At 71.9% G+C, this 22,290-nt stretch carries 17 protein-coding genes; 8 read left to right on the top strand and 9 right to left on the bottom strand.

The window, feature by feature from the left end; all coding sequences use genetic code 11:
- Positions 1–51: 51 nt before the first annotated feature.
- Positions 52–1,950, bottom strand: a complete 1,899-nt coding sequence (locus PHC73_RS00890; RefSeq protein WP_300123676.1) for a potassium transporter Kup — start codon at positions 1,948–1,950, stop codon at positions 52–54.
- A gap of 270 nt (positions 1,951–2,220) precedes the next feature.
- Between PHC73_RS00890 and PHC73_RS00885 the strand changes: the two genes are divergently transcribed.
- The 3 genes from PHC73_RS00885 (at position 2,221) to ppk1 (ending at position 6,962) form a co-directional block, all read left to right on the top strand.
- A complete protein-coding gene (locus PHC73_RS00885; protein ID WP_300123675.1) occupies positions 2,221–3,285 on the top strand; it encodes an HlyD family secretion protein in 1,065 nt (354 codons plus the stop codon).
- Positions 3,286–3,288: 3 nt separating this feature from the next.
- A complete protein-coding gene (locus PHC73_RS00880) occupies positions 3,289–4,794 on the top strand; it encodes a DHA2 family efflux MFS transporter permease subunit (protein WP_300123674.1) in 1,506 nt (501 codons plus the stop codon).
- Between the two features lie 101 nt (positions 4,795–4,895).
- Positions 4,896–6,962: a polyphosphate kinase 1 gene (ppk1, locus tag PHC73_RS00875; protein WP_300123673.1), complete on the top strand. Its 2,067-nt coding sequence runs from the start codon at positions 4,896–4,898 to the stop codon at positions 6,960–6,962.
- Positions 6,963–7,022: 60 nt separating this feature from the next.
- Here ppk1 and thiO read toward each other — a convergent pair whose 3' ends face one another.
- The 6 genes from thiO to PHC73_RS00845 are packed head-to-tail and all read right to left on the bottom strand — an operon-like array spanning position 7,023 to position 12,223.
- Positions 7,023–8,111 carry a glycine oxidase ThiO gene (gene thiO, locus PHC73_RS00870; RefSeq protein ID WP_300123672.1) on the bottom strand — a complete coding sequence of 363 codons (1,089 nt, stop codon included), beginning with the start codon at positions 8,109–8,111 and terminating at the stop codon, positions 7,023–7,025.
- A gap of 1 nt (position 8,112) precedes the next feature.
- Positions 8,113–8,385 (bottom strand): oxidative damage protection protein, encoded by a 273-nt coding sequence (locus tag PHC73_RS00865; protein WP_366949769.1) that lies wholly within the window; start codon positions 8,383–8,385, stop codon positions 8,113–8,115.
- A 19-nt stretch (positions 8,386–8,404) separates the two neighbouring features.
- A complete protein-coding gene (gene mutY, locus PHC73_RS00860; RefSeq protein WP_300123670.1) occupies positions 8,405–9,448 on the bottom strand; it encodes an A/G-specific adenine glycosylase in 1,044 nt (347 codons plus the stop codon).
- The gene (gene hda / locus PHC73_RS00855) at positions 9,445–10,158 is read right to left on the bottom strand and encodes a DnaA regulatory inactivator Hda (RefSeq protein WP_300123669.1); all 714 of its coding nucleotides are present in this window, start codon (positions 10,156–10,158) and stop codon (positions 9,445–9,447) included. Before hda ends, mutY begins: the two co-directional genes overlap by 4 nt.
- The gene (locus PHC73_RS00850; protein ID WP_300123668.1) at positions 10,152–11,219 is read right to left on the bottom strand and encodes an AI-2E family transporter; all 1,068 of its coding nucleotides are present in this window, start codon (positions 11,217–11,219) and stop codon (positions 10,152–10,154) included. Before PHC73_RS00850 ends, hda begins: the two co-directional genes overlap by 7 nt.
- Entirely contained in the window at positions 11,216–12,223 is a 1,008-nt protein-coding gene (locus tag PHC73_RS00845; RefSeq protein ID WP_300123667.1) for a DUF2066 domain-containing protein, read from the bottom strand. The genes PHC73_RS00850 and PHC73_RS00845 overlap by 4 nt, the downstream gene beginning before the upstream one ends.
- Positions 12,224–12,301: 78 nt before the next feature.
- Here PHC73_RS00845 and purM point away from each other — a divergent pair, with 78 nt between their 5' ends.
- The 5 genes from purM to PHC73_RS00820 all read left to right on the top strand — a co-directional run bounded on the left by purM (position 12,302) and on the right by PHC73_RS00820 (position 20,463).
- On the top strand, positions 12,302–13,345 hold the full coding sequence (gene purM / locus PHC73_RS00840; protein ID WP_300123685.1) for a phosphoribosylformylglycinamidine cyclo-ligase: 1,044 nt from the start codon (positions 12,302–12,304) through the stop codon (positions 13,343–13,345).
- Positions 13,342–14,010, top strand: a complete 669-nt coding sequence (gene purN / locus PHC73_RS00835) for a phosphoribosylglycinamide formyltransferase (RefSeq protein ID WP_300123666.1) — start codon at positions 13,342–13,344, stop codon at positions 14,008–14,010. Before purM ends, purN begins: the two co-directional genes overlap by 4 nt.
- Positions 14,003–14,794 (top strand): DUF3108 domain-containing protein, encoded by a 792-nt coding sequence (locus PHC73_RS00830; RefSeq protein ID WP_300123665.1) that lies wholly within the window; start codon positions 14,003–14,005, stop codon positions 14,792–14,794. Before purN ends, PHC73_RS00830 begins: the two co-directional genes overlap by 8 nt.
- A 255-nt stretch (positions 14,795–15,049) precedes the next feature.
- Positions 15,050–16,780 (top strand): autotransporter assembly complex family protein, encoded by a 1,731-nt coding sequence (locus PHC73_RS00825; RefSeq protein ID WP_300123664.1) that lies wholly within the window; start codon positions 15,050–15,052, stop codon positions 16,778–16,780.
- A complete protein-coding gene (locus tag PHC73_RS00820; protein WP_300123663.1) occupies positions 16,777–20,463 on the top strand; it encodes a translocation/assembly module TamB domain-containing protein in 3,687 nt (1,228 codons plus the stop codon). Before PHC73_RS00825 ends, PHC73_RS00820 begins: the two co-directional genes overlap by 4 nt.
- A 240-nt stretch (positions 20,464–20,703) precedes the next feature.
- Here the strand turns inward: PHC73_RS00820 and PHC73_RS00815 are convergent, their stop codons facing one another.
- Entirely contained in the window at positions 20,704–21,144 is a 441-nt protein-coding gene (locus tag PHC73_RS00815) for a CopD family protein (RefSeq protein WP_300123662.1), read from the bottom strand.
- A 391-nt stretch (positions 21,145–21,535) separates the two neighbouring features.
- Positions 21,536–22,240 (bottom strand): hypothetical protein, encoded by a 705-nt coding sequence (locus tag PHC73_RS00810; protein ID WP_300123661.1) that lies wholly within the window; start codon positions 22,238–22,240, stop codon positions 21,536–21,538.
- Positions 22,241–22,290 lie beyond the last annotated feature (50 nt).

The following is a 22,290-nucleotide window of genomic DNA, read 5'->3' as shown; positions in this document are numbered from 1 at the left end:
ATACCTCGTCGTTGGGGCGTCGTGGCTGGCGATTGTTCGCCAAGCGGTCCGTCAGATGTCGATCTGGCTGCCGAGTTCGACCACGCGCGCCGACGGCAGCCGGAAGAACTCTACCGCCGAGCCGGCGTTGCGCATCATCCAGGCGAACACATGCTCGCGCCACAGCGCCATGCCGGGCCGCAGCGTCGGGATGATGGTCTCGCGGCCGACGAAGAAGGTGGTGTCGTCGAAGTCGAATTCGAGGCCTTGGGCGGCGCACAGCTCGAGCGCGCGCGGGATGTGCGGCTGCTGCATGAAGCCGTAGCGCACGTGCACGACGTAAAAGCCGCGCTCGAGCGGCTGTACCTGCACGCGCTGGGCGGCATGCACCCAGGGCATGTCGGCGGTCAGCACGGTCACCAGCACCACGCGCCGGTGCAACACCTTGTTGTGCACGAGGTTTTGCACCAGCGCGCTGGGTGTCCAGCGGGGATTGCCGGTCATGAACACCGCCGTGCCCGGCACGCGCAGCACGTCCGGCCGCAGTGTGCGCAGGAACTCGTCCAAACCGAGCGTGTCCTGCTGCAGGCGGGCGGCCAGAATCTGCCGCCCGCGCCGCCAGGTGGTCAGGCCAACGAACAGCGCAAGCGCGATGCTGAGCGGCAGCCAGCCGCCGGACACCACCTTTACCGCGTTGGCGCCCAAAAAGCCCGCGTCGACGGCCAGGAACGCTGCCAGCAGCGCCGCCACCAGCGGCCGCGGCCAGCGCCAGGCGATCAGCATCACCACCGCGATCAGCAGGCTGTCGATCAGCATGGCGCCGGTGACGGCGATGCCGTAGGCCGCCGCCAGTCCCGACGACGAGCGAAAGCCGAGCACCAGCAGCAGCACACCGGCCAGCAGCATCCAGTTGATCGCCGGGATGTAGATCTGTCCGCGCTCGGCGGCGGAGGTGTGCTGGATGCGAAGGCGCGGCAGGTAACCCAGGCGAATCGCCTGCTGGGTGAGCGAGAAGGCGCCGGAGATGACCGCCTGCGAGGCGATGATGGTGGCCGCCGTGGCGAGCGCCACCAGTGCCGGGCGCAGCTGCGGCGGCGCCAGCAAAAAGAACGGGTTCTGCGTCGCCGCCGGATCGGCCAGCAGCAGCGTGCCCTGGCCGAAGTAGTTCAGCGTCAGAGCCGGCCACACCACGGTGAACCAGCTCAGGCGGATCGGTCCCACGCCGAAGTGCCCCATGTCCGCGTACAGCGCCTCGGTGCCGGTCACTGCCAGCACCACCGCCCCCAGCACCACGAAGGCGAGACCCGGGTGTCCGGCCAGGAACGCCACCGCGTAGGCGGGATTCAGCGCCACCAGCACCGCCGGGTTGCGCGCGACGCCCAGCGCGCCCAGCGTGCCGAGCGTTACGAACCACAGCAGCATGAGTGGCCCGAACAGCGCGCCGACACGCGCCGTGCCGTGGCGCTGAATGAAGAACAGTCCGGCCAGCACGCCGACCGTGATCGGCACCACGTAGTGCGCCAGGGCCGGCGCCAGCACGCCGACGCCTTCCACCGCCGACAGCACCGAAATGGCCGGCGTGATGATGGCGTCGCCATAGAACAGCGTGGCGCCGAACACGCCCAGCACCGCCAGCGCATAGGCGAAGCGCGGCCGGTCCGCGGTCAGGCGCTGCACCAGCGCCAGCAGCGCCAGGATGCCGCCCTCGCCGTCGTTGTCGGCGCGCATCACGAACGCCACGTACTTGGTGGATACCACCAGCGCCAGCGCCCAGAACAGCAGCGACAACACGCCGAGCAGGTTGGCCTCGGTCAGCGGCGCGCCGTGGCTGCCGCTGAAACACTCCTTGAGGGCATACAGCGGGCTGGTGCCGATGTCGCCGAACACCACCCCGAGCGCCCCCAGAGCCAGCATCGGAAGCGCGCTGCGCCGGCCGGCGTGGGCGGAAGAGTCGATGGCGGTGGACGACATGTGGGACTGCTCCGGAGATTTTTGCTGGCGGCAGGGTACCCGGGTGGGTCGGCCGCGGCCAGCGCCCGGGCGGGGCGTGGAATGATTCGGCACAGGCGCAGCGCGGGAAGCCCCGGGCCCGCCGGATGCTGACCGGCCGGTCAGCCCGATCTAGAATGACGGGTCTCGAGTGACCCTGGCATCCCTGCCGGACGGCAGGCGCCGATTTTTCGGCATTTCCAAAGTGCTTGGCCCCTACCGTGATTCGCACCTAAACCATCGAGCCCCCCCATGAATGAGGATCGCGAAAACGCTCCGGAAACGACCTCTGCGCCGCGTCGCCAGCGCTGGCGACGCCCCCTGTTCGCGCTGGGGGTGGTGGTGGTCGTGGTCGGTAGCGTGTATTTCTACCTGCGCGGCGAGCGCTACGCCGGCACCGACGACGCCTATGTCAAGGCCACGCAGGTGCGCGTGAGTCCGGAAATCGGTGGCCGGGTGAAGGTGATCGCGGTGCACGAAAACGACCGGGTTCGCGGTGGTGAGCTGCTGGTGCAGCTCGACCCCGAACCGTATCGCATCGCACTGGCCCAGGCCGCGGCCAATCTCGACAACGTGGCCCGGCAGATCGCCGCCCTGCGCGCCACGCACGGCCAGCGCGCGGCCGATCTGTCGCAGGCCCAGATCGACGTCGACTACTACCAGCGCGAATTCCAGCGCCAGGCAGACCTGGTCACGCGCGGTTTCACCTCGCGCACCGCTTACGACGACGCGCACCACAAGCTGGCGGCGGCGCGCAAGGGTGCCGAGGCCACCGCGCAATCGATCCGCCAGGTGGCGGCCATCCTCAGCGGCGACGTCAACACGCCGCTCGAGCGCATTCCCATGTACCAGCAGGCGATCGCCCAACGCGATCAGGCCCGGCTGAACCTGGAGCGCACGCGGCTGCACGCGCCCATCGGCGGCGTGGTGACGCAGGTGGAGGACCTCGGTCCGGGTGACGTGGTCAACGCCGGGCAGGCGCTGTTCAGCCTGGTGGACGTGGAGCACCCGTGGGTGGAGGCGAACCTGAAAGAAACCGACCTCACGCACGTGCGCATCGGCCAGCCGGCCGCGGTGCGCGTGGACAGTTACCCCGGCGTGGTTTGGCACGGCCGGGTGGAGGGCATCAGCCCGGCCACCGGCAGCGAGTTCTCGCTGCTGCCGCCGGAAAACACCAGCGGCAACTGGGTCAAGGTGGTGCAGCGCGTGGCGGTGCGCCTGGCCATCGACCCGCACGAGCACCCCGAGCCGCTGCGCGCCGGCCTGAGCGCGCAGGTGCGCATCGACACCGGCCGTTACACCTGGCTGCCGGGCTGAGCCGTGACCGCCACTGATCTGGGCAACCGGCGCATCGTGACCATCGGCGCCATGCTGGCCACGGCCATGCAGTCACTGGATTCCACCATCGCCAACGTGGCGCTGCCGCACATGCAGGGCAGCATGGCGACCACGCTGGACCAGATCACCTGGGTGCTGACCTCGTACATCGTGGCCGCAGCCATCCTCACCGCGCCGAGCGGTTGGCTGGCGGCGCGCTTTGGCATCCGGCGCGTGTTCCTGGTGTCGGTGGCCGGCTTCACCATCGCATCGGTGCTGTGCGGCCTGGCCGAGAGCCTGCCGCAGATGGTGCTGTTTCGAGTTTTGCAGGGCGCCTGCGGGGCGGCGCTGGCGCCGCTGTCGCAGGCGGCGCTGCTGGACGCCTACCCGCGCGAGCAGCACGGCTCGGCCATGGCCATCTGGGGGCTCGGCGTGACGGTGGCGCCCATTCTGGGGCCGACGCTCGGCGGCTGGCTGACCGACAACTACAACTGGCGCTGGGTGTTCTACATCAACGTGCCGCTGGGCGCGCTGGCCTATGTGCTGCTGGCCGGCCAGTTGCCGCGCCGCCATCGGCGCGCCGAACGCGCCTTCGACTGGACCGGCTTCGTCATGCTCAGCATCGCGGTCGGCGCCTTTCAGCTGATGCTCGATCGCGGCCAGCAGAAGGACTGGTTCGGTTCCACCGAAATCGTCGTCGAGGCCGTGCTGGCCGGGCTGTTTTTCTACTTTCTGGTGGTGCACACCGCCACCACGCGCCGGCATCCGTTCGTCGATCCGGTGCTGCTGCGCGACCGCAACTTCAGCGCCGCCTGCGTGCTGATCTTCGTGGTCGGCGTGGTGCTGTTCGCCACGCTCGCGCTGCTGCCGCCGCTGATGCAGGACCTGCTGGGCTACCCAGTGGTGCTGTCGGGCCTGCTGCTGGCGCCGCGCGGTCTGGGCAGCATGCTGGCGATGATGCTGGTCGGGCGCATCATCAACCGCGTCGATGCGCGCCTGCTGGTGGGGGTCGGTTTTCTGGTGGCCGGCCTGGCGCAGTGGCAGATGTCCGGCTTCAGCCTGGCGGTGGGTCCGCGCGACATCCTGGTCAGCGGCATCGTGCAGGGCATCGGCGTGGGGCTGATCTGGGTGCCGCTGACCACGCTGGCGTTCGCCACCCTGCCGGCGGCGGCGCGCGGCGAGGCGGCCGGGCTGCTGAGCCTGATCCGCAACATCGGCTCCAGCGCCGGCATCGCCGCCGTGGGTGCGCTGCTCGCGCGCAACACGCAGATCAACCACGCGCAGATCGGCGAGCACCTGACGCCGTTCGTGCAGCACCGCCTGCCGGCCCTGCTGCACAACAGCCCAGCGCTACTGAACGCGGAACTGACGCGCCAGGCGACCATGATCGGCTACCTGAACGACTTCCACCTGATGATGATCGCCTCGCTGTTGGCGGCGCCGCTGGTGTTGCTGCTGCGCCGGCCGGCCGCCGGTGGTGGCGGTGAGGCGGCGATGCTGGCGGACTGAGCGGCGGGCGTCGCAGGCGCCGCTAGCGGGCGGCGTTTGTGTCATCGTGGCGTCATGTGCGACCGAAAAAATCGCCAAGTTTCAGCCACCAACACCGCGCCATGACCGACGACATCGACTTGCGGCGCCCCGACCTGTACATCAACCGCGAGCTGAGCCTGCTCGAATTCAACGGCCGCGTGCTGGCGCAGGCGCTCGACGAACGCCTGCCGCTGCTCGAGCGGCTGCGGTTTCTGTGCATCTTCAGCACCAATCTCGACGAGTTTTTCGAGATTCGCGTGGCGCGCCTGCAGGAACTGCAGGCGCTCGGCTCCACCCAGGCCGGGCCGGACCAGCTCGGCCCCACCGAGCTGCTGAACGCCATCGGCGCGCGCGTGCACGAGCAGGTCGACATCCAGTACCGCATCTTGAACGATGCGCTGCTGCCGGCACTGGCCGCCGAGGGCATCCGCTTCGTGGCGCGCGGCGAGTGGAGCGCCGAGCAGGCCGCCTGGGTGCGTGAGTATTTCGACCGGGAACTGGCGCCCATGCTGAGCCCGATGGGGCTGGACCCGGCGCATCCGTTCCCGCGGGTGCTGAACAAGAGCCTCAACTTCATCGTCGCGCTGGCCGGCACCGATGCGTTCGGTCGGCGCAGCGGCAACGCCGTGGTGCAGGCGCCGCGCTCGCTGCCGCGCATCATCCCGCTGCCGCAGGCGCCGGCCGGCCAGCATCACTTCGTATTCCTGTCGTCGGTGATCCACGCCCACGTCGGCGAGCTGTTCCCGGGCATGGAGGTCAAGGGCTGCTACCAGTTCCGCGTCACGCGCAACAGCGACCTGTTCGTGGACGAGGAGGAAGCCGACGACCTGCTGCGCGCCGTCGAGGGCGAGCTGCAGTCGCGCCGCTACGGCGACGCGGTGCGCCTGGAGGTGGCCGATACCTGTCCGCAGGCGATGGTCGATTACCTGCTGGCGCAGGTGGGTCTGGAGCCGATCGATCTGTATCGGGTCAACGGCCCGGTGAACCTGAACCGCCTGCTGGCGGTCTGCGATCTGCCGGACCGCCCGGACCTGCGCTTTGCGCCGTTCTCGCCGGGCCTGCCGGCGGTGCTCGGTCGCGGCGGCAGCATCTTCGCCGCCATCGCCAAGGGCGACCTGCTGTTGCATCACCCGTTCCAGTCGTTCCTGCCGGTGGTGGAGTTCGTGCAGCAGGCGGCGAGCGACCCCGACGTGCTGGCCATCAAGCAGACGCTGTACCGCACCGGCGAGGCGTCGGTGATCGCCGACGCGCTGGTCGCCGCGGCGCGTGCCGGCAAGGAAGTGACGGTGGTGGTGGAGCTGCTGGCGCGCTTCGACGAGGAGGCCAACATCGCACTCGCCAACCGCCTGCAGGAAGCCGGCGCGCACGTGGTGTATGGCGTGGTGGGCTACAAGACGCACGCCAAGATGAGCCTGGTGCTGCGCCGCGAGGGCCGCGCGCTGCGTCACTACGCGCACCTTGGCACCGGCAACTATCACCCGCGCACCAGCCGCCTGTACACGGACTACGGCCTGTTCACCTGCGATCCGGCGCTGACATCGGACGTGCAGCGGGTGTTCCTGCAGCTGACCAGCCTGGGCGTGGTCGGGCGTTTCGAGCAGCTGCTGGAGGCGCCGTTCACGCTGCACGAGGCGCTGCTCGGCAAGATCGAGCGCGAGGCGACGCACGCCGCGGCCGGGCGGCCGGCGCGCATCGTGGTCAAGCTCAACTCGCTGGTCGAGCCGCGCATCATCCAGGCGCTGTACGCGGCCTGCCGGGCCGGCGTCGACATCGAACTCGTGGTGCGCGGCATGTGTGCGCTGCGCCCGGGCGTGCCGGGGGTGTCCGAGCGCATCCGCGTGCGCTCCATCGTCGGCCGTTTCCTGGAGCACACGCGCGTGCTGTATTTCCACAACGGCGGCGAGCCCGAGGTGTACCTTGGCAGCGCCGACTGGGCGGAGCGCAATTTCTTTCGCCGCGTGGAGGTGTGTTTCCCCATCCTGGATGCGGCGCTGCGCGCGCGGGTGATCGACGAGCTCGAGCTGTATTTGGCCGACAACCAGCAGGCCTGGGAGCTGCAGACCGACGGCAGCTACCGGCGCGTCGAGGCCGGCGACGCGCCGGCGCTGTCGGCGCAGCAGGCGCTGCTCGAACGCCTGGCGGGTTAGTAAACGCCGAAAAATTCCGTCCCGAAAAATTTTTTGGCTCGCGGCAGCGCGGCGCGGCTTTCAGCCGGCCGCGCGCTCCAGGCGGTAAGGCGCGGGATCGAACGGCGCCGGCCGGCCGGTGAGCAGCGCACAGGCCAGCGCCGCCGAGGCCGGCGCCAGGGTAAGACCGCTGCGGAAGTGGCCGGCGCTGACCACCACGTTGTCGAGCTGCGGATGGCGGCCGATGAACGGCACGCCGTCCGCGCTGCCGGGCCGCAGGCCGGCCCAGTGCGCCACCTGCGGCGCGTCGGCCAGCTCCGGCACCAGCCGCGCGGCGGCGGCGCGCAGTGCGCCGGCGCCGGCCGGCGGCGGGGTCTTGTCGAAGCCGACGTGCTCGACCGTGCTGCCGGCCAGTACCAGCCCGTCGCGCCGCGGCACCAGGTAGTGATCCTGTGCGAGTACCACGTGCCGCACCCGCCCGGGCGGGGTTTGCAGGGCCAGAATCTGCCCGCGCACCGGCGCGATCGGCAGCTCGAGGCCGCAGGCGCGCAGCAGCTCGCCGCTCCAGGCGCCGCCGGCCACCAGCAGCAGGTCCACCGGGCGGCGGCCGTGGCGGGTGTCGAGACCGACCACGCGCGCGCCGCGCCGGGCAAAGCCGAGCACCTCGCAATGCTCCTCGAAGGCGACGCCGGCGTGCGCCAGCGACAGGCGCAGCGCGCGCAGCAGGCGCGGGTTTCTGATCTGCGCCACCTGTGGCAGCAGGATGCCGCCGCCGTGCGGGGCGAGCGCCGGCTCGGCGGCGCGCAGCGCGGCCGCATCCAGCGTGTCGAGCGGTACCCGCCAGCGCGCCGCCCAGGCGCGGGCGGCGTCGGCGTCCGGGCAGTCCGGCAGCAGCAGGCCGCTTGGCAGCCATTCGGGATCGACGCCCGATTCGGCCGCCAGCGCCGCGGCAAGCTGCGGGTAGACCTCTTGGCTCCACAGGCTCAGTGGGTGGATGGCCTGCGGCTGACGCCACGGGTGCAGCGGCGACAGGATGCCGCTGCCGGCCCAGGACGCCTCGCGACCGATCGGACCGCGGTCGAGCACGGTCACGTCCAGGCCCGCCGCGCGCAGCTCGCGCGCGGCCAGAAGGCCGATGATGCCGCCGCCGACGATGCTGACGTGCGCCACCTCAGGGCGCCGGCGGCACGTAACCGTCGGGTTTTTCGGCGCCGCCGCCGAACAGGAATTTCTCCATTTCCTGCTGCAGGAACTTGCGCGCCTCGGGGTCGATCAGCGTCAGGCGGTTCTCGTTGATGAGCATGGTCTGGTGGGCGAGCCACATCTGCCAGGCCTCGCGCGACACCTGCTCGAAGATGCGCTGACCGAGCGGGCCGGGGTAAGGCGGACGGTCCAAACCTTCGGCCTGCCGGCGAAGGACCACGCAGTGCACGGTACGCATCACAACTCTCCAGCGGTGGGCGTCAGGCCACGAGCAAACGGCGGATGGGCGTTGCAAGACCAAGACGCGGGGGATCGATCGGGTTATACCAAAGCAGGTCCGGGGCGTCCAAAGCCGCGGCGGCCGGCGCCACCGTGCATTCGAGCGGCGTGATGCGCAGGCGGAAATGGCTGAAGGTGTGCACGAACGGCTCGCCGCGTCGCACCGGCCCGCTGATCGCGATCCCGAAGCGCTGCCGGCACCGCTCGGCAAGCGTGGCGGGGTCGCCATCGAACTGCGGCAGCGACCACAGACCGCCCCACACGCCGGCCGGCGGGCGGCGCTCGAGCAGCACGCTGCCGTCGTCCCGGCGCAGCAGCAGCAGCGCGGTTTCGCGCTGCGGCAACACCCGCCGCGGGCGCGGCTGCGGGTAGTCGGCCACGCTGGCGGTGGTGTGCGCCAGGCAGTCCGCCGCCACCGGGCAGTCCGCGCAGCGCGGCCGGTGGCGCGTGCACACCAGGGCGCCCAGGTCCATGATGGCCTGCGTGTAGGCGGCGGCATCACCAGGCGGCGTGTAGCGCTCGGCGAGCTGCCAGAGCGTTTTCTGTACCGCCGCCGCGCCCGGCCAGCCGGCGACCGCCCGATGGCGGCACAGCACGCGCTTGACGTTGCCGTCCAGGATCGGCTGGCGCTGGTCGTGCGCTTGGGCCAGGATGGCGGCGGCGGTCGAGCGGCCGATGCCGGGCAGCGCGGCCAGCGCCTCGATGTCGGTTGGCAGCTCGCCGCCGTGCTCGCGGCACACCTGCGCTGCGGCGCGGTGCAGGTGGCGCGCCCGGGCGTAGTAGCCAAGGCCGGTCCACAGGTGCAGCACCTCGTCCAGCGGCGCCGCGGCCAGCGCCGGCAGGTCGGCGAAGCGCGCCATGAAGCGCTCGAAGTAGGGAATCACGGTCGCCACCTGCGTCTGCTGCAGCATGATTTCCGACACCCACACCCGGTACGGCGTACGCGGCCGCTGCCAGGGCAGGTCGTGCCGGCCGGCGCGGGCGTGCCAGGCCAGCAGGCGCTCGGCGAAGCTGGCGGTGCTCACGGCGCCTGGGCCAGCAGCTCGCGCACGAACGGCAGCGTGGGGTGGCGCTGCGCGGCGAGCGTGGCGCGTTCCAGCCGATCGAGCGTCGTGAGCAGGTCGCGCAGGTCGCGGCTGTGGTGGCGCAGCAGGTAGTCGGCCACCGGCTCGGCGAGCGTCAGGCCCTGCTCGGCGGCGCGGCGCAGCAGCAGTGTGCGCTTGTCGGCATCGCCGAGCGGTTCCAAGTGGCAGACCACGCCCCAGCCGAGGCGGCTGCGCAGTTCCGGGCGGTGCAGGCCGAGCGCGGCCGGCGTGGCGCTGGCGGTGACGATCAGGCGCCCGCCAGCGGCGCGCAGCCGGTCGTAGAGGTGGAACAGCGCCAGTTCCGCCGCCTCGTCGCCGGCCACGGCGTCCAGGTCATCCACGCACACCAGGTCGAACTGCTCGAATGCACTCACCGCCTGCACCGCGCCGGCGGCGCGAAGCTCGCGCAGCGGCAGGTAGGCGGCGCGCTGGTCATGCGCCGCGGCGGCGGCGAGCGCGGCGTGCAGCAGATGCGTCTTGCCGCTGGCCGGCGATCCCCACAGGTACAGCGGCGTGCGTTCGCGCCCACGGGCCAGCGCCTGCGCCAGCTGGCAGGCGCGCGCGCCGCCGCTGCCGGGCGGGCCGATGAAGCCGTCGAAGGTCTGATCCGCCCGCAGGCGCAGCGCGAGCGGTTGTTGGCCGCTCAGCACGGCGGCTCCTGCCGGTACCAGGCGCTTTGCCGGTAGCGGTCGAGCGCGCGGCGCACCAGCACCGCCAGCACCGCGCTGACCGGCAGCGCCAGCAGCACGCCGAAAAAGCCGAACAACTGCCCGCCGGCCATGACCGCGAAGATCACCGCCACCGGGTGCAGGCCGAGCCGGTCGCCGACCAGCAGCGGAGTCAGCACCAGGCTTTCCAGCATCTGGCCGGCGGCGAACACCCCGCCGATGGCGACCAGGTGCCACACGTCCTGGAACTGGATGAGCCCGGCGATCAGCGCCAGCGTGAGGCCGATCACCCCGCCCAGGTACGGCACGAAGGTGACCAGCCCGGCGGTGAAGCCGATCAGCAGGCCCTGGTCGAGCCCGACCACGGTCAGCGCGACGGCGTAGAAGGTGCCCTGCGCCAGCATCACCAGCAGCTGGCCGTGCAGAAAACCGCCCAGCACGCGGTCGGCCTCGGCCGCGAATGCGCGCACCGCCGGGCGCCAGCGCGCCGGCAGCAGGGCGTCGATCTGCGCCAGCAGCTGCGGCCAGTCGCGCAGCAGGTAGAACGTCACCACCGGCACCGCGACCGCATTCACCAGCAGGCCGATCAGCCCCAGACCGGAGCTGACCAGCCGTCCCAGGCCCTGCGCGGCGAAGCTGCCGGCCTGCGCCCAGTGCTCCTGCAGCCAGCCGCGCGCGGCGGCCATGGACAGCGTGCCCGGTGGCAGGTCGAGCGTGTGGTGCAGCCACGGCACCGCGGTCTGCTCCAGCCAGTCCAGAAAGCGCGGCAACTGCTGCAGCAGGCTGACCGCCTGACGCTGCAGCGCCGGGATGGCGAACAGCAGCGCCAGCAGGCCGAACACGCTGAGCACGACGAACACCAGCACCGTGGCCCAGCTGCGCGGCAGCAGGCGGCCGAGCCGCTCCACCAGCGGGTTGGCGATGTAGGCCAGCAGCGCTGCGACGAAGAACGGCGCCAGCACCGGCCCCAGCAGCCAGACCAGCAGCGCCGCGCCCAGCAGGCCGGCGCCGATCAGCAGCCGCCGGCGCGCCAGCGGATTCATGGCCGGTACCGATAGTCGGGCGAGTCACCGGCGCGCGTGAACGGCGCGCCGGGCTCGACCCGGCTGGCCAGCGCCGCCGGCCCGCCGGCGAGCTCGAAGCCGAACACGGCCCGTCCCTGGCCGAGCGCCACCGGGTGCAGGCCGCGCAGGCCCGGCACGCGCGACAGATGCTCGGCCACGCGCGCGTAGGCGGCCACGTCGTCGATGCCTTCGATGGTGATTTGCACCGGCGCCGGCGGGCCGTCTGGCAAGGCGGGGCCGAGCAGGCCGCCGATGCGATCGAGGGCGGTGTCGATGGCCGCCTCGGCGCTGTTGCCGACGCCAGACCAGGCGACATCATCCCGGCCGGGCAGGGTCAGGCGCAGATCGGCCTGCCAGCGGTCGCCGCCACCGCGCAGGCGGCCGAACAGCACGCCGTCCGGGCGGTAGCGCGCGGCGGCGGTGGTCAGCGCCCCCAGGCTGGCCGGGTCGGCAGGATCGATGGCGGGCGGCAGCTTGGCGCGCTCGTCCAGGTCCAGCATCGGCAGCAGCAGCGGCAGGCCGCGCGCGCTGGCCGATTGCATGACCGCGGCGGCCAGCTGCGGCGGCTCGTCGGCACCCAGCCAGGCGGGCGCACTGCCATCCAGCAGCAGCCACAGCAGCAGCGTCGGGCGCCGGTCCGGCAGCGCTGCGATGCGCTGGCTGGCCAGAAACGCGCGCACCGCGGCCGGATCGAAGCGGGCCTCGATCTGCGGCGCGCCGTCGGCGCCGCTGCCGGCGCGAAAGCCGAGCAGGGCGTTTTGCGCCGCCTTGCGCCCGGCCGGCTGCTGCGCCAGCGCTGCCACCGCCTGGCGGCCGGCGACCTGCGCCAGCACGCGTCCGAAGGCGGCGGTGACGGCGTCGTCGCGGGCCGTCTGGCCGGTGTCGTCGAGCGGCGCGCTGGCGCGATACAGGTCGAGCGCCGCCGCCGGGCGGCACAGGCACAGCACGAGCACGGCGCAAACGAGCGGCAGCAGCAGGCGCATCAGGCCCTGGTAGGCGGTGGTGGCGGGGAACGGCTACCATTGTGCCCCGATCCGTGTTTCTACGTGAGTTTTCTTGTCATGGGCGAGCGGCCCGCTTCCGGCCTCAGTTACCGCGACGCCGGTGTCGACATCGACGCCGGCAACGCCCTCGTCGAGCGCATCCGGCCGCTCGCCGCCCGTACCCGCCGCCCGGAGCTGCTGGCCGGCATCGGCGGTTTCGGCGCGCTGCTCGAGCTGCCCCGGCGTTACCGCGAGCCGGTGCTGGTGGCCGGCACCGACGGTGTCGGCACCAAGCTGCGCCTGGCCATCGACCTTGGCATCCACGACACGGTCGGCATCGACCTGGTCGCCATGTGCGCCAACGACGTGCTGGTGCAGGGCGCCGAGCCGCTGTTCTTTCTGGACTACTTCGCCACCGGCAAACTGGACGTGGACATCGCCGCCGCGGTGGTGGCCGGCATCGCCCGCGGCTGCGAGCTGGCGGGCGCGGTGCTGGCCGGCGGCGAGACCGCCGAGATGCCCGGCATGTACCCGGCCGGCGACTACGACCTCGCCGGCTTCTGCGTCGGCGTGGTCGAGAAATCGCGCATCCTGGACGGCCACGCCATCCGCGCCGGCGATGCGGTGATCGGTTTGGCCTCCAGCGGCCTGCATTCGAACGGCTATTCGCTGGCGCGCAAGGTGGTGCAGCACGTCGGGGCGGACCTGCACGCCCCGTTCGGCGACGGCACGCTCGGCGCCACGCTGTTGGCGCCGACGCGCATCTACGTGAAACCGGTGCTGGAGCTGCTGACCGCGCTGCCGGTGGTCGGCATCGCCCACATCACCGGCGGTGGCCTCATCGAGAACATCCCGCGCGTGCTGCCGCACGGGCTCGCGGCGCGCCTGGACACCCGCGCCTGGCAGCGGCCGGCCATCTTCGACTGGCTGCAGCAGCACGGCGGCATCGCCGATGCCGAGATGTGGCGCACCTTCAACTGTGGCCTGGGCCTGGTGGTGATCCTGCCGGCCTCGCGCGCCGAGGAGGCCATCGCGCGCCTCACGGACGCCGGCGAGAGCGCCTGCCTGGTGGGCGAGATCGTGCCGCGCGGGGACGGCCCGGGCGTCGTGCTGGTGCCGTGACGGGGCGCCCGACGCGTCTTGCGGTACTGATCTCCGGGCGCGGCAGCAACCTCGACGCCATCCTGCGCGCCTGCGCCGCCGGCACCCTGCCGGCGCAGGTGGTGCAGGTGATCAGCAACCGCCCGCACGCCGGCGGCCTCGAGCTCGCCGCGGCGGCCGGCGTGCCGACGGCGGTGATCGATCATCGCCGGTTTCCGGACCGCTCCGGTTTCGAGCAGGCGCTGCAAGCCCAGTTGGACGCGGTGCCGTGCGATCTGGTCGTGCTGGCGGGTTTCATGCGCGTGCTGACGGCCGATTTCGCGGCCCGTCACCGCGGCCGGCTGCTCAACATCCATCCCTCGCTGCTGCCGGACTTCCCGGGCCTGCACACGCACGAGCGGGCGCTGGCCGCCGGCGTGGCCGAGCACGGCGCGAGCGTGCATTTCGTCACCGCCGCCGTGGACGGCGGGCCGCTGATCGCGCAGATTCGCGTGCCGGTGCAGGCCGGCGACACGCCGGACACGCTCGCCGCGCGCGTGCTGGCCGCCGAACACCGGCTCTATCCGACGGTCTTAGGCTGGTATGCGCAGGGTCGTCTTGCGCTGGTCGGCGAGCGGGTGTTGCTCGACGGCCTGTGGCTCGCGGCGCCGGTGCAGTTCGCCGCCGCAGGAGAACGCGATGATTGAGCAGATTCGAAACGGTCTCGCCAAAGCCCGCCGGCTGGCGGCGGCGGTGCTGTTGCTGACGGGCGCTGCGCAGGCGGCGCCGCCCAGCCAATGGCAGGCGGTCTACACCGTGCGCCAGGGCAGCATCGAGGGCGGCGAGGCGGCGCAGAGCTACCAGGCCGCCGACGGCCATTATCGGCTGACGCTGGACGTGACCCCGGGCGGTGTGGTGGCGCTGTTCACGCAGGAGACCTTCCACGACGAGAGCAGCGGCAAGGTCGATCAGCACGGCTGGCAGCCGCAGCGCTACGTGCACCTGCGCCAGGGCGGCAAGAAACAGCGCGATTACGAATTCCTGTTCGACTGGCAGGCCGGACAGGTGCGCGAAGCCCAGGGTGATACCCCGCCGGCGAGGCTGTCGCCGGGTACCCTGGACGAACTCGTCTATGTCGAGGCGCTGCGGCGCACGCTGGCCGCCGGCGGCACCGGCATGACGGCGCCAGTGCTGTACGGCTCGGACGGCGAAATCCGCGACTACACGCTCGAAACGCTGGGCGAGGAGGACGTCACCACCCCGGCCGGCACCTTCCACGCCGTCAAGGTGCGGCGCACGCAAAGCGGCGGCAAATACACCGTCACGCTGTGGTGCGCGCCGCAGCTCGATTATTTTCCGGTACGCATCGACCGCGAAAAGCGCGGCCGCCCGCAGGGCACGCTGCTGCTGAAGCGTTATCAGGGCGGCGGGCGCAGCGCGCCGGCATCGACCACCGCCGACTCCAGCCGCCAGGGCGGTAGCGGCGTCTGAGAGCTTGTGAATTTTTCAAGCGCTCAGGCCGGCCAGGGATGGCCGGACGCGAATCGAGCCCGTAAGGGCTTGATTCGCGGGAGCCCGTCCGGGCGTGTACCGGACGGGCGACACAAGAAATGCGCAGGACGCGCATTTCTTCACAAACTCTGAGGCAATGCCGCCGCGCGTCGCCCACGCGGCGTGCGGCCGGTGGCGCCGTCGCGCGCCAGGCTGAAAAATTCCGGGCACGGAATTTTTCGAGGAGGTCGTGGAGTGACGCGCCTGGCCGGCGGCTTTGTCCTGTTGTGGGTGCTGCTGTGGCCGGCGGCGCGCGCCGACACGCTGCGCGTGGTGCTCGACGGCCTGCCCAAGACGCTCACCGGCAGTGTGCTGGCGGGGCTCGACATCGGCGCCGAGGCGCGCCGTGAGCCGCTTGCCGAGGCGCGCATCCGCCGCGCCCATGCCGCCGCGCCGCGGCAGATCCGCGCCGCGCTCGAGGCGGCCGGCTACTACCGCCCGCAGATCGACGCCAGCCTCACCCACGACGCCGACGGCTGGCTGGCGCGGTATCGCATCGACCGCGGCCCGCCGCTGCGCGTGGCGCGGCTGGATTTGAGCCTCACCGGTCCGGCCACGACCGACCCTGAACTGAACACCGCGCTGGCGGCGTTTCCGCTCGAGGTCGGCGATCGGCTGCAGCACGCCCGTTACGAGGACGGCAAGCGCGCCCTGCTCGAGACGCTGCACGAGCACGGCTACCTCGACGCCGCCTTCACCGCGCATCGCGTCGAGGTGGACCCGGACGCCTACCAGGCGCGCATCACGCTCACCCTGGCCAGCGGCGAGCGTTACCGCTTCGGCGACGTCGACATCGACGACACGGTGGTCGGCGCGGCGCTGCTGCGCCGCTACGGCGCCCCGCAGCCGGGCGAGCCCTACCGCGCCGCGCGCCTGCTGGACTATCAGAGCGCGCTCGCCGACAGCGGCTATTTTTCGGGCGTGCAGGTGCAGCCCGGCGAGCGCGACCCGGCGACCCACACGGTGCCGGTGACGGTGCGGTTCACGCCGCGCCCGCGCAGCGCCTACAACGCCGGCGTCGGCTTTGCCACCGACAGCGGGCCGCGCCTGCGCGCCGGTTACGACCGCCGCTACGTGAATGACCGCGGTCACGCCTTGACCAACACGCTGCTGCTGTCGCCGCGCGACAGCGAGCTGTCCACCCGCTACCGCATCCCGCTGGCCGATCCGCGCACCGAGCAATTGAGCTTCGGCGCCGCCCTCGAACGCGAGGACACCACCGCCCGTCTGTCCGAAAACATCGACCTGCAGGCGGCGGTCACGCGCCGGCTCGGCAGCGGCCGCCGCACGCTGGCGCTCGATTACCTGTTCGAGCGTTTCGATGCCGGCGGCGACGACGCCACCACCGGCCTGCTGATGCCGTCCATCGGCTGGCGCGCCAGCCATGCCGACGATGCGCTGTGGCCGCGTCGCGGCTGGCGGCTGGATGTCACCCTGCGCGGCGCGCTGGCCGGCCTGCTGTCCGACCTCAGCTTGGTGCAACTGCGCGCCGGCGGCAAAGTGGTGCGCGGGCTCGGCCGAAGTCAGCGCCTGCTGGGGCGACTGGACGTGGGTTCCACCTGGGTCGATGGCTTCGGCGAGCTGCCGGCCTCGCTGCGGTTCTTCGCCGGCGGCGATCAGAGCGTGCGCGGCTTCGACTACGAAAAACTCGGCCCGCGCGACCGCCACGGTGACGTGGCCGGCGGCCGCCACCTGCTGGTGGCGAGCCTGGAGTACGAGTGGATGTTCGCCGGCAATGTCGGCGGCGCGCTGTTCTTCGACACCGGCAACGCCTTCGACGGCACGCGCCTGAACCTCGAGCGCGGCGTGGGCGTCGGCCTGCGCTGGCGCTCGCCGGTGGGCATGCTGCGCGTCGATGTGGCCAGCGCCATCTCCGAGCCGGGCGCGCCGCTGCGCCTGCACGTCACCGTGGGGCCGGACCTGTGAGGCGGGCGCTGCGCATCGCGCGCGGGCTGTTGGCGGCGCTGCTGCTGGTGGGCCTGGCAGGCTACCTGGCGCTCGGCAGCGAGCGCGCCACCCGGGCGCTGGTGCGCGGCCTTGCGGCGGCGTCGGGCGGCGCGTTCGCGGTGGGCGAGGTCGGCGGCAGCCTGCGCGCGGGGCTGCGGCTGCGGGCGTTCGACCTGCGCCTGGGCGCCACGCGCCTGCAGGCAGCGGCGCTCGACTGGCAGCCGGGCGCGCTGCGCTGGCGCGAGCTGGCGCTCGGGCGCATCGCCATCGACGAGCTGCGCATGACGCTCGGCGACGGCGCGCCGGCCGCCGGCCCGCCTGCGGTGCCTAGGCTCGCCGTGCCGGGGCGGATCACGCTGGATGCGCTCGAGGTGCGCGGCCTTGCGCTGCAGCCGGCCGGCGGTGCCGTGCAGCGCATCGACCGCCTGCGCCTGGCCGGTCAGTTGGCCGGCAGTCGCCTTCACCTGCGCGAGCTCGCGCTGGCGGCCGACGGCTGGTCGGCGCAGGCCGCGCTGCGGCTCGATCTGGCCGGCGCGGGCGCGCTCGATGGTCTGGTGCAGGCGCGCCTGGTGCAGCCCGGCGGCGCGCCACTTGCGCTGCACGGCAGCCTCGGCGGCAGCCTCGAACACGGCTTGCAGGCGGCGCTGCGCGCGGCCGATCCGGCACCGGCGCGGCTGCTGGCGAGCCTCGATGCGCCGCTCGCCGGCGGTCCGTGGCAGGCGCACCTGTGGCTCGAGGGCGCGCCGCTCGCCGCCTGGCGGCCCGGCCTGCCGCCCTGGCCGCTGGCAGTGGACGGCCGCGCCCGCGGCCGCGGCGCCGCGGCCGGCATCGACATCGCCTACCGGCTCGAAAAGACGCCGGCCGGCACGCTCGACGGCCGACTCGGCGCGCAGGGCGAGGGTGCCGTCTGGCGGCTGACGGCGCAGGCACGGGCGGCGCCGGGCAGCCGCGTCGATCTGGCCGCCGCGGCCGATTTGACGCGCCGCACGCTCGAGGCCCGGCTCGACTGGCAGGCGCTGCGCTGGCCGCTTGGCGACGCGCCGCCGCGCCTGCAATCGCCCAGCGGCAGCGCCCGGCTGGACGGCCGCCTGGACGACTGGGCGCTCACGCTGCAAGCGGCGCTCACCGCCGAGGGCCAGACCGGCGAACTGGCTGCCCGGCTGCGCGGCGACACCGGCCAGGCGCGGCTCGAGGCGCTGGATGCACGGCTCCTGGACGGCCGCCTGCACGGCGCAGGCGAGCTGCACTGGGCGCCGGCGCTGCGCTATGCCGCGAGCCTCCAGGCCGCGGGGCTCGATCCTGGCCTGCTGTGGCCCAAGTACCCGGGCCGCGTGGCGCTCGACGTCGCCGTCAGCGGCGATGCCGCGCAGACGCAGCTACAGCTCACCCGGCTCGGCGGCCGGCTGCGCGGGCAGCCGCTCGCCGGCAGCGGCGCCGTCGTCTGGCAGCCGGGTGCGCTGCGCCTGTCCGAGATCGACCTGCGCCTCGGCCGCGCCCGCTTGCGTGCCGCCGGCAGCGCGCTTGGCGCAGGACCGCCGCTCGAGGTGGCATTGGAGGTGCCAGCGGCGGGCGAGCTGCTGGCCGGCGCGCGTGGGCGACTGAGCGCGAAGGCGCGCCTTGCAGGTCCCGGTCTTGCCCAGGCGCGGCTGCGCCTCGACGGCGCCGATCTCGCTTACGCCGATCTGGCCGCCAAGACGCTGAGTGCGGCACTCGATCTCGACCGCCCGCAGGACCGGCTGGCGCTGCGCATCGCGGCCGACGGCGTGGCGGTCGGCGGCCAGCGCCTGGCGCTCGATCTCGCCGTCGACGGCGCCGCCGCCGATCACGCCGTGCAGCTCGACCTGGCGCGCAACGACCAGCGCCTGGCGCTCGCCGGCCGCGGCGGCCTGCTGGCCGACGGCTGGCAGGGGCGCTTCACGCGCGGCACGCTGCGTGGCCTGCCGCCCAGCGACTGGGCGCTGGCCGGTCCGCTGGCGCTGGAACTGCGCCGCCATGTGCAGTCCGCCGGCCAGCACTGCTGGCGGGCCGACGAGGCGCAGGTGTGCGCCGGCGGGCGACGGGCCGGCGCCGATCTCGACCTGGCGGTGGACATCCGCGCGCTGCCACTGGCGCCGCTGGTGGCGCTCGGCGAGGTGGGCGCCAGCGCGGACGGCGCGCTCGACGGTCATCTGCGCCTGCGCCGCGCCGGCGGTCCGCTGCAGGGCGAGCTGCGCCTGGCAGCACCGGCCGGCGCGCTGTCGGTGCCGGCCCCGGACGGCAGCCGGCGCCGGTTCGCGCACGGCGGCCTGCAGGTGGATGGCCGTCTCGACGCTGTGGGCGGGCAGCTCGTGGCGCGTCTCGCCCAGGCGGGCGGTGGCGATCTGCTCGATGCCACGCTGCGCCTGCCGCCGCTGCCGGCCGGCGCCGCGGCGCCGCTGTCGGGCGCGCTCGACGCGCAGCTTCCCGACATCGGTTTTTTCGAGCCCTGGCTGGCGCAGGTGGAGGGTCTTGCCGGCCGCGCCACCGCGCGGTTCGACATTGGCGGCACGCTGGCCGCGCCGCGCCTTGCCGGCGAAGCCGCCGTGCTGGATGCCCGCGCCGCCGTGCCGGCGCTCGGCATCGAGCTGCGCGACGTGCAGGCCAGCGTCCGCGGTGACGGCGGCGACACGCTGCGCCTGTCCGCCCGCGCGCGCTCCGGCGACGGCACGCTGCAGGTGGATGGCGACGCCAGTCGTGCGGCGGATGGCCCGCGCGTGCGGCTCGAGCTGCACGGCGAGCGCTTTCAGGCGCTCGACACCACGGCCCTGCAGGCGCAGGTGAGCCCGCATGTCGATCTCGAATTCGCAGCCGGGCGTGTGGCCGTGAGGGGTGAAATCGCCGTCCCGCGGGCGCGTATCCATGCGCAGGACCAGCCCGCCGCGGTGCGCGCCTCGCCCGACGTGGTGGTGCTGGGACGCGAGGCGCCGCAAAGCGCGCCGCTCACCGCGCAGGCCGACCTGCGCGTGGTGCTGGGCGACGATATGCGCGTGGACGCCTACGGTTTCGAGGGTCGTCTGGGCGGCGCCGTGCGCCTCGAGCAGCACCCCGACGGCAGCACCGCGGTCAGCGGCACGGTGCGCGTCGAGGAAGGTCAGTACGCCTTCTACGGTCAGCGCCTGCCGGTCACCGAGGGCGAACTGCGCTACGCCGGCGGCCCGCCGGACAACCCGGCGCTGCGCATCACCGCCGAGCGCACGGTGGGCGAGGTGACCGCCGGCGTGCGCCTGCGCGGCACCGCCAAGGCGCCCGAAACCGAGCTGTTTTCCACCCCCGCCATGGCGCAGGCGGACATCCTGTCGTATCTGCTGCTGGGCCGGCCGCTGCAGCAGGCCAAGGGCAGCGAAAGCGAGCTGTTGATGCAGGCCGCCGCCTCGGCCGGGCTGCGCGGCGGCGGCATGCTGGTCAAGCGGCTGGGGTCGGTCCTGGGCCTGGACGAGGCCAAGCTGGGTGGCGACGGCAACGGCGGCGCCAGCCTGGCGCTCGGCCGTTACCTCACCCCGCGCCTGTACGTGGGCTACGGCCTGGCGCTCGCCGGGCAGGGCAACGCCGTCACGCTGCGTTACACGCTCACCCGACGCTGGCTGCTGGAGGTGGTGTCCGGTCTGACGCAGACCGCGGACGTGCTGTACCAGCTCGAACGCTGAGGGCTTGTGAATTTTTCAAGCTCCGAGGCCGGCCAGGGATGGCCGGACGCGAATCGAGCCCGCAAGGGCTTGATTCGCGGGAGCCCGTCCGGGCGTGTACCGGACGGGCGACGCAAGAAATGCGCAGGACGCGCATTTCTTCACAAACTCTGAATCGAGGGCGTAAGCCATTTATTCATGCAGCGCCGCGCGGGCGTGTACCGCGCCGCGAGCGGTCGGTGAGGCGGTATGCGGATTCTCCTAAAACCAACCGGCACGAAAGGAAACCCCGGCGGCGACGAACAGCACCGACAGGACAGTGACCGGCACGATGTGCCAGGCCATGTCGGTCAGCCGGGATGCGTCGAGTTTTGGCAGCACGCGAAAGCGCGCATCGAGCGCCAGCGCTACGGTTACGGCAAGTAACGTGAGCTTCGTCACTACCACGTGCGCGACGGGATTCGAAAAATCGAACCAGTCGGCAACATCTGGAATCAGGCGCCGCGCCAGCACGATGCCGGTGACCACCTGCACCAGCAGCGCCGGCATGCCGATTTTCTCGAACGCGGCTTCAAAGCGCAGCAGCTGGTCGGGCGCCCGCCCGCGCAGCACGCCGGGCAGCACCACCACCGACAGCACGATATGCCCGCCGGTCCACACGGTGGCACCGAGGATGTGCAGGAACAGGATCAGGCCGTACATGGGCGGCACCCCATAAACTTGGCCCTCGTGGGTCCCTGGTTGGATGGGCAAAGGCCGCAAGGCCGTGCCCACCAATTTTGCATGTTAACAGGCCGTTGAAAAACCTTTTTCAACGGCCTGTTAAGGCAAGCCAGGGATGGCTTGCCCCCACATCAAGCGCGTCAAGCGCTTGATGTGGGGGAGGCTCGTTGCGGACATGTGCCGCGACGAGCCGAGTTGAAAAAGGGCAGGAAGCCCTTTTTCAATGGCCTGTTAAATTTCCCGGTAGTGCGGATCGGTGTGGCATTGATGAGTCCGCCTGGGCCGCTCGGTGAGGGGAAGCCTCGATTGATGCGGTTCGTGCCTCACCGCATCCTACGGCGAGCTGGTTACGAACAGGCGTTGCGCGCCGTCACCCGCACTTCGACTCCCCGCAATTGAGGCAGGTCAGGCAGCCGTCCATCAGGATCATGGCCTTGGTGTTGCACTTGTAGCAGAGCTGTGCGCCGTCCGGGTAGGTGGCGTCGTTGTCGGCCTGCTTCTGGCCGGTGCGGGCTTCGTATTCGCTGCGTTTCTCGTCGATGAGTTTCAGTTGCCGGGCGTCGAGTTCGCGGTCCGGCAGCATGCCGATGGCGCGCAGGTGTTGTTCGATGACGTCGCCGATTTCGGCCACCAGCGACGGCATGTAGCGGCCGCCTTTCTTGAAATAACCGCCGCGCGGGTCGAATACGGCTTTGAGTTCTTCCACCAGAAAGGTGATGTCGCCGCCTTTGCGGAACACCGCCGAGATGATGCGCGTCAGCGCAACGATCCACTGGAAGTGCTCCATGTTTTTGGAGTTGATGAAGATCTCGAACGGCCGGTAGTGCTCGTGCTCGGTGCCGGGATTGAGCACGATGTCGTTGATGGTCACGTACAGGGCGTGCTCGGTGAGCGGGGTTTTGATTTTGTAGGTGGTGCCGCGCAGGGTTTCCGGCCGCTCCAGCTTTTCGTGCATCTGGATGACGTGCGGCTTTTCGCGTTCGGGCGCGGCCGCGGTTTCGGCCGGCTTGGCGGCGGGTTCTTCCGGGCGCACCACGCTGTAGCCGGTGATTTTCTTGGTGATCTGGATGGTCATGGCGGTGGTTCCGGTGCTCAGAATTTGCCGTAGTAGCCTTCTTTGAGGGC

Origin of the sequence: Immundisolibacter sp. (genome assembly GCF_028696615.1) — a bacterium.
Lineage (GTDB): Bacteria > Pseudomonadota > Gammaproteobacteria > Immundisolibacterales > Immundisolibacteraceae > Immundisolibacter.
Note: the sequence above shows the minus strand (reverse complement) of the source record. Positions and strands in the feature narration are given on the sequence as shown.

Coding starts and splice junctions, on each gene's coding strand:
- PHC73_RS00890 (WP_300123676.1), bottom strand. CDS start 1,950: ATGTCGTCCACCGCCATCGACTCTTCCGCCCACGCCGGCCGGCGCAGC.
- PHC73_RS00885 (WP_300123675.1), top strand. CDS start 2,221: ATGAATGAGGATCGCGAAAACGCTCCGGAAACGACCTCTGCGCCGCGT.
- ppk1 (WP_300123673.1), top strand. CDS start 4,896: ATGACCGACGACATCGACTTGCGGCGCCCCGACCTGTACATCAACCGC.
- PHC73_RS00850 (WP_300123668.1), bottom strand. CDS start 11,219: ATGAATCCGCTGGCGCGCCGGCGGCTGCTGATCGGCGCCGGCCTGCTG.
- PHC73_RS00845 (WP_300123667.1), bottom strand. CDS start 12,223: ATGCGCCTGCTGCTGCCGCTCGTTTGCGCCGTGCTCGTGCTGTGCCTG.
- purM (WP_300123685.1), top strand. CDS start 12,302: ATGGGCGAGCGGCCCGCTTCCGGCCTCAGTTACCGCGACGCCGGTGTC.
- PHC73_RS00830 (WP_300123665.1), top strand. CDS start 14,003: ATGATTGAGCAGATTCGAAACGGTCTCGCCAAAGCCCGCCGGCTGGCG.
- PHC73_RS00815 (WP_300123662.1), bottom strand. CDS start 21,144: ATGTACGGCCTGATCCTGTTCCTGCACATCCTCGGTGCCACCGTGTGG.
- PHC73_RS00810 (WP_300123661.1), bottom strand. CDS start 22,240: ATGACCATCCAGATCACCAAGAAAATCACCGGCTACAGCGTGGTGCGC.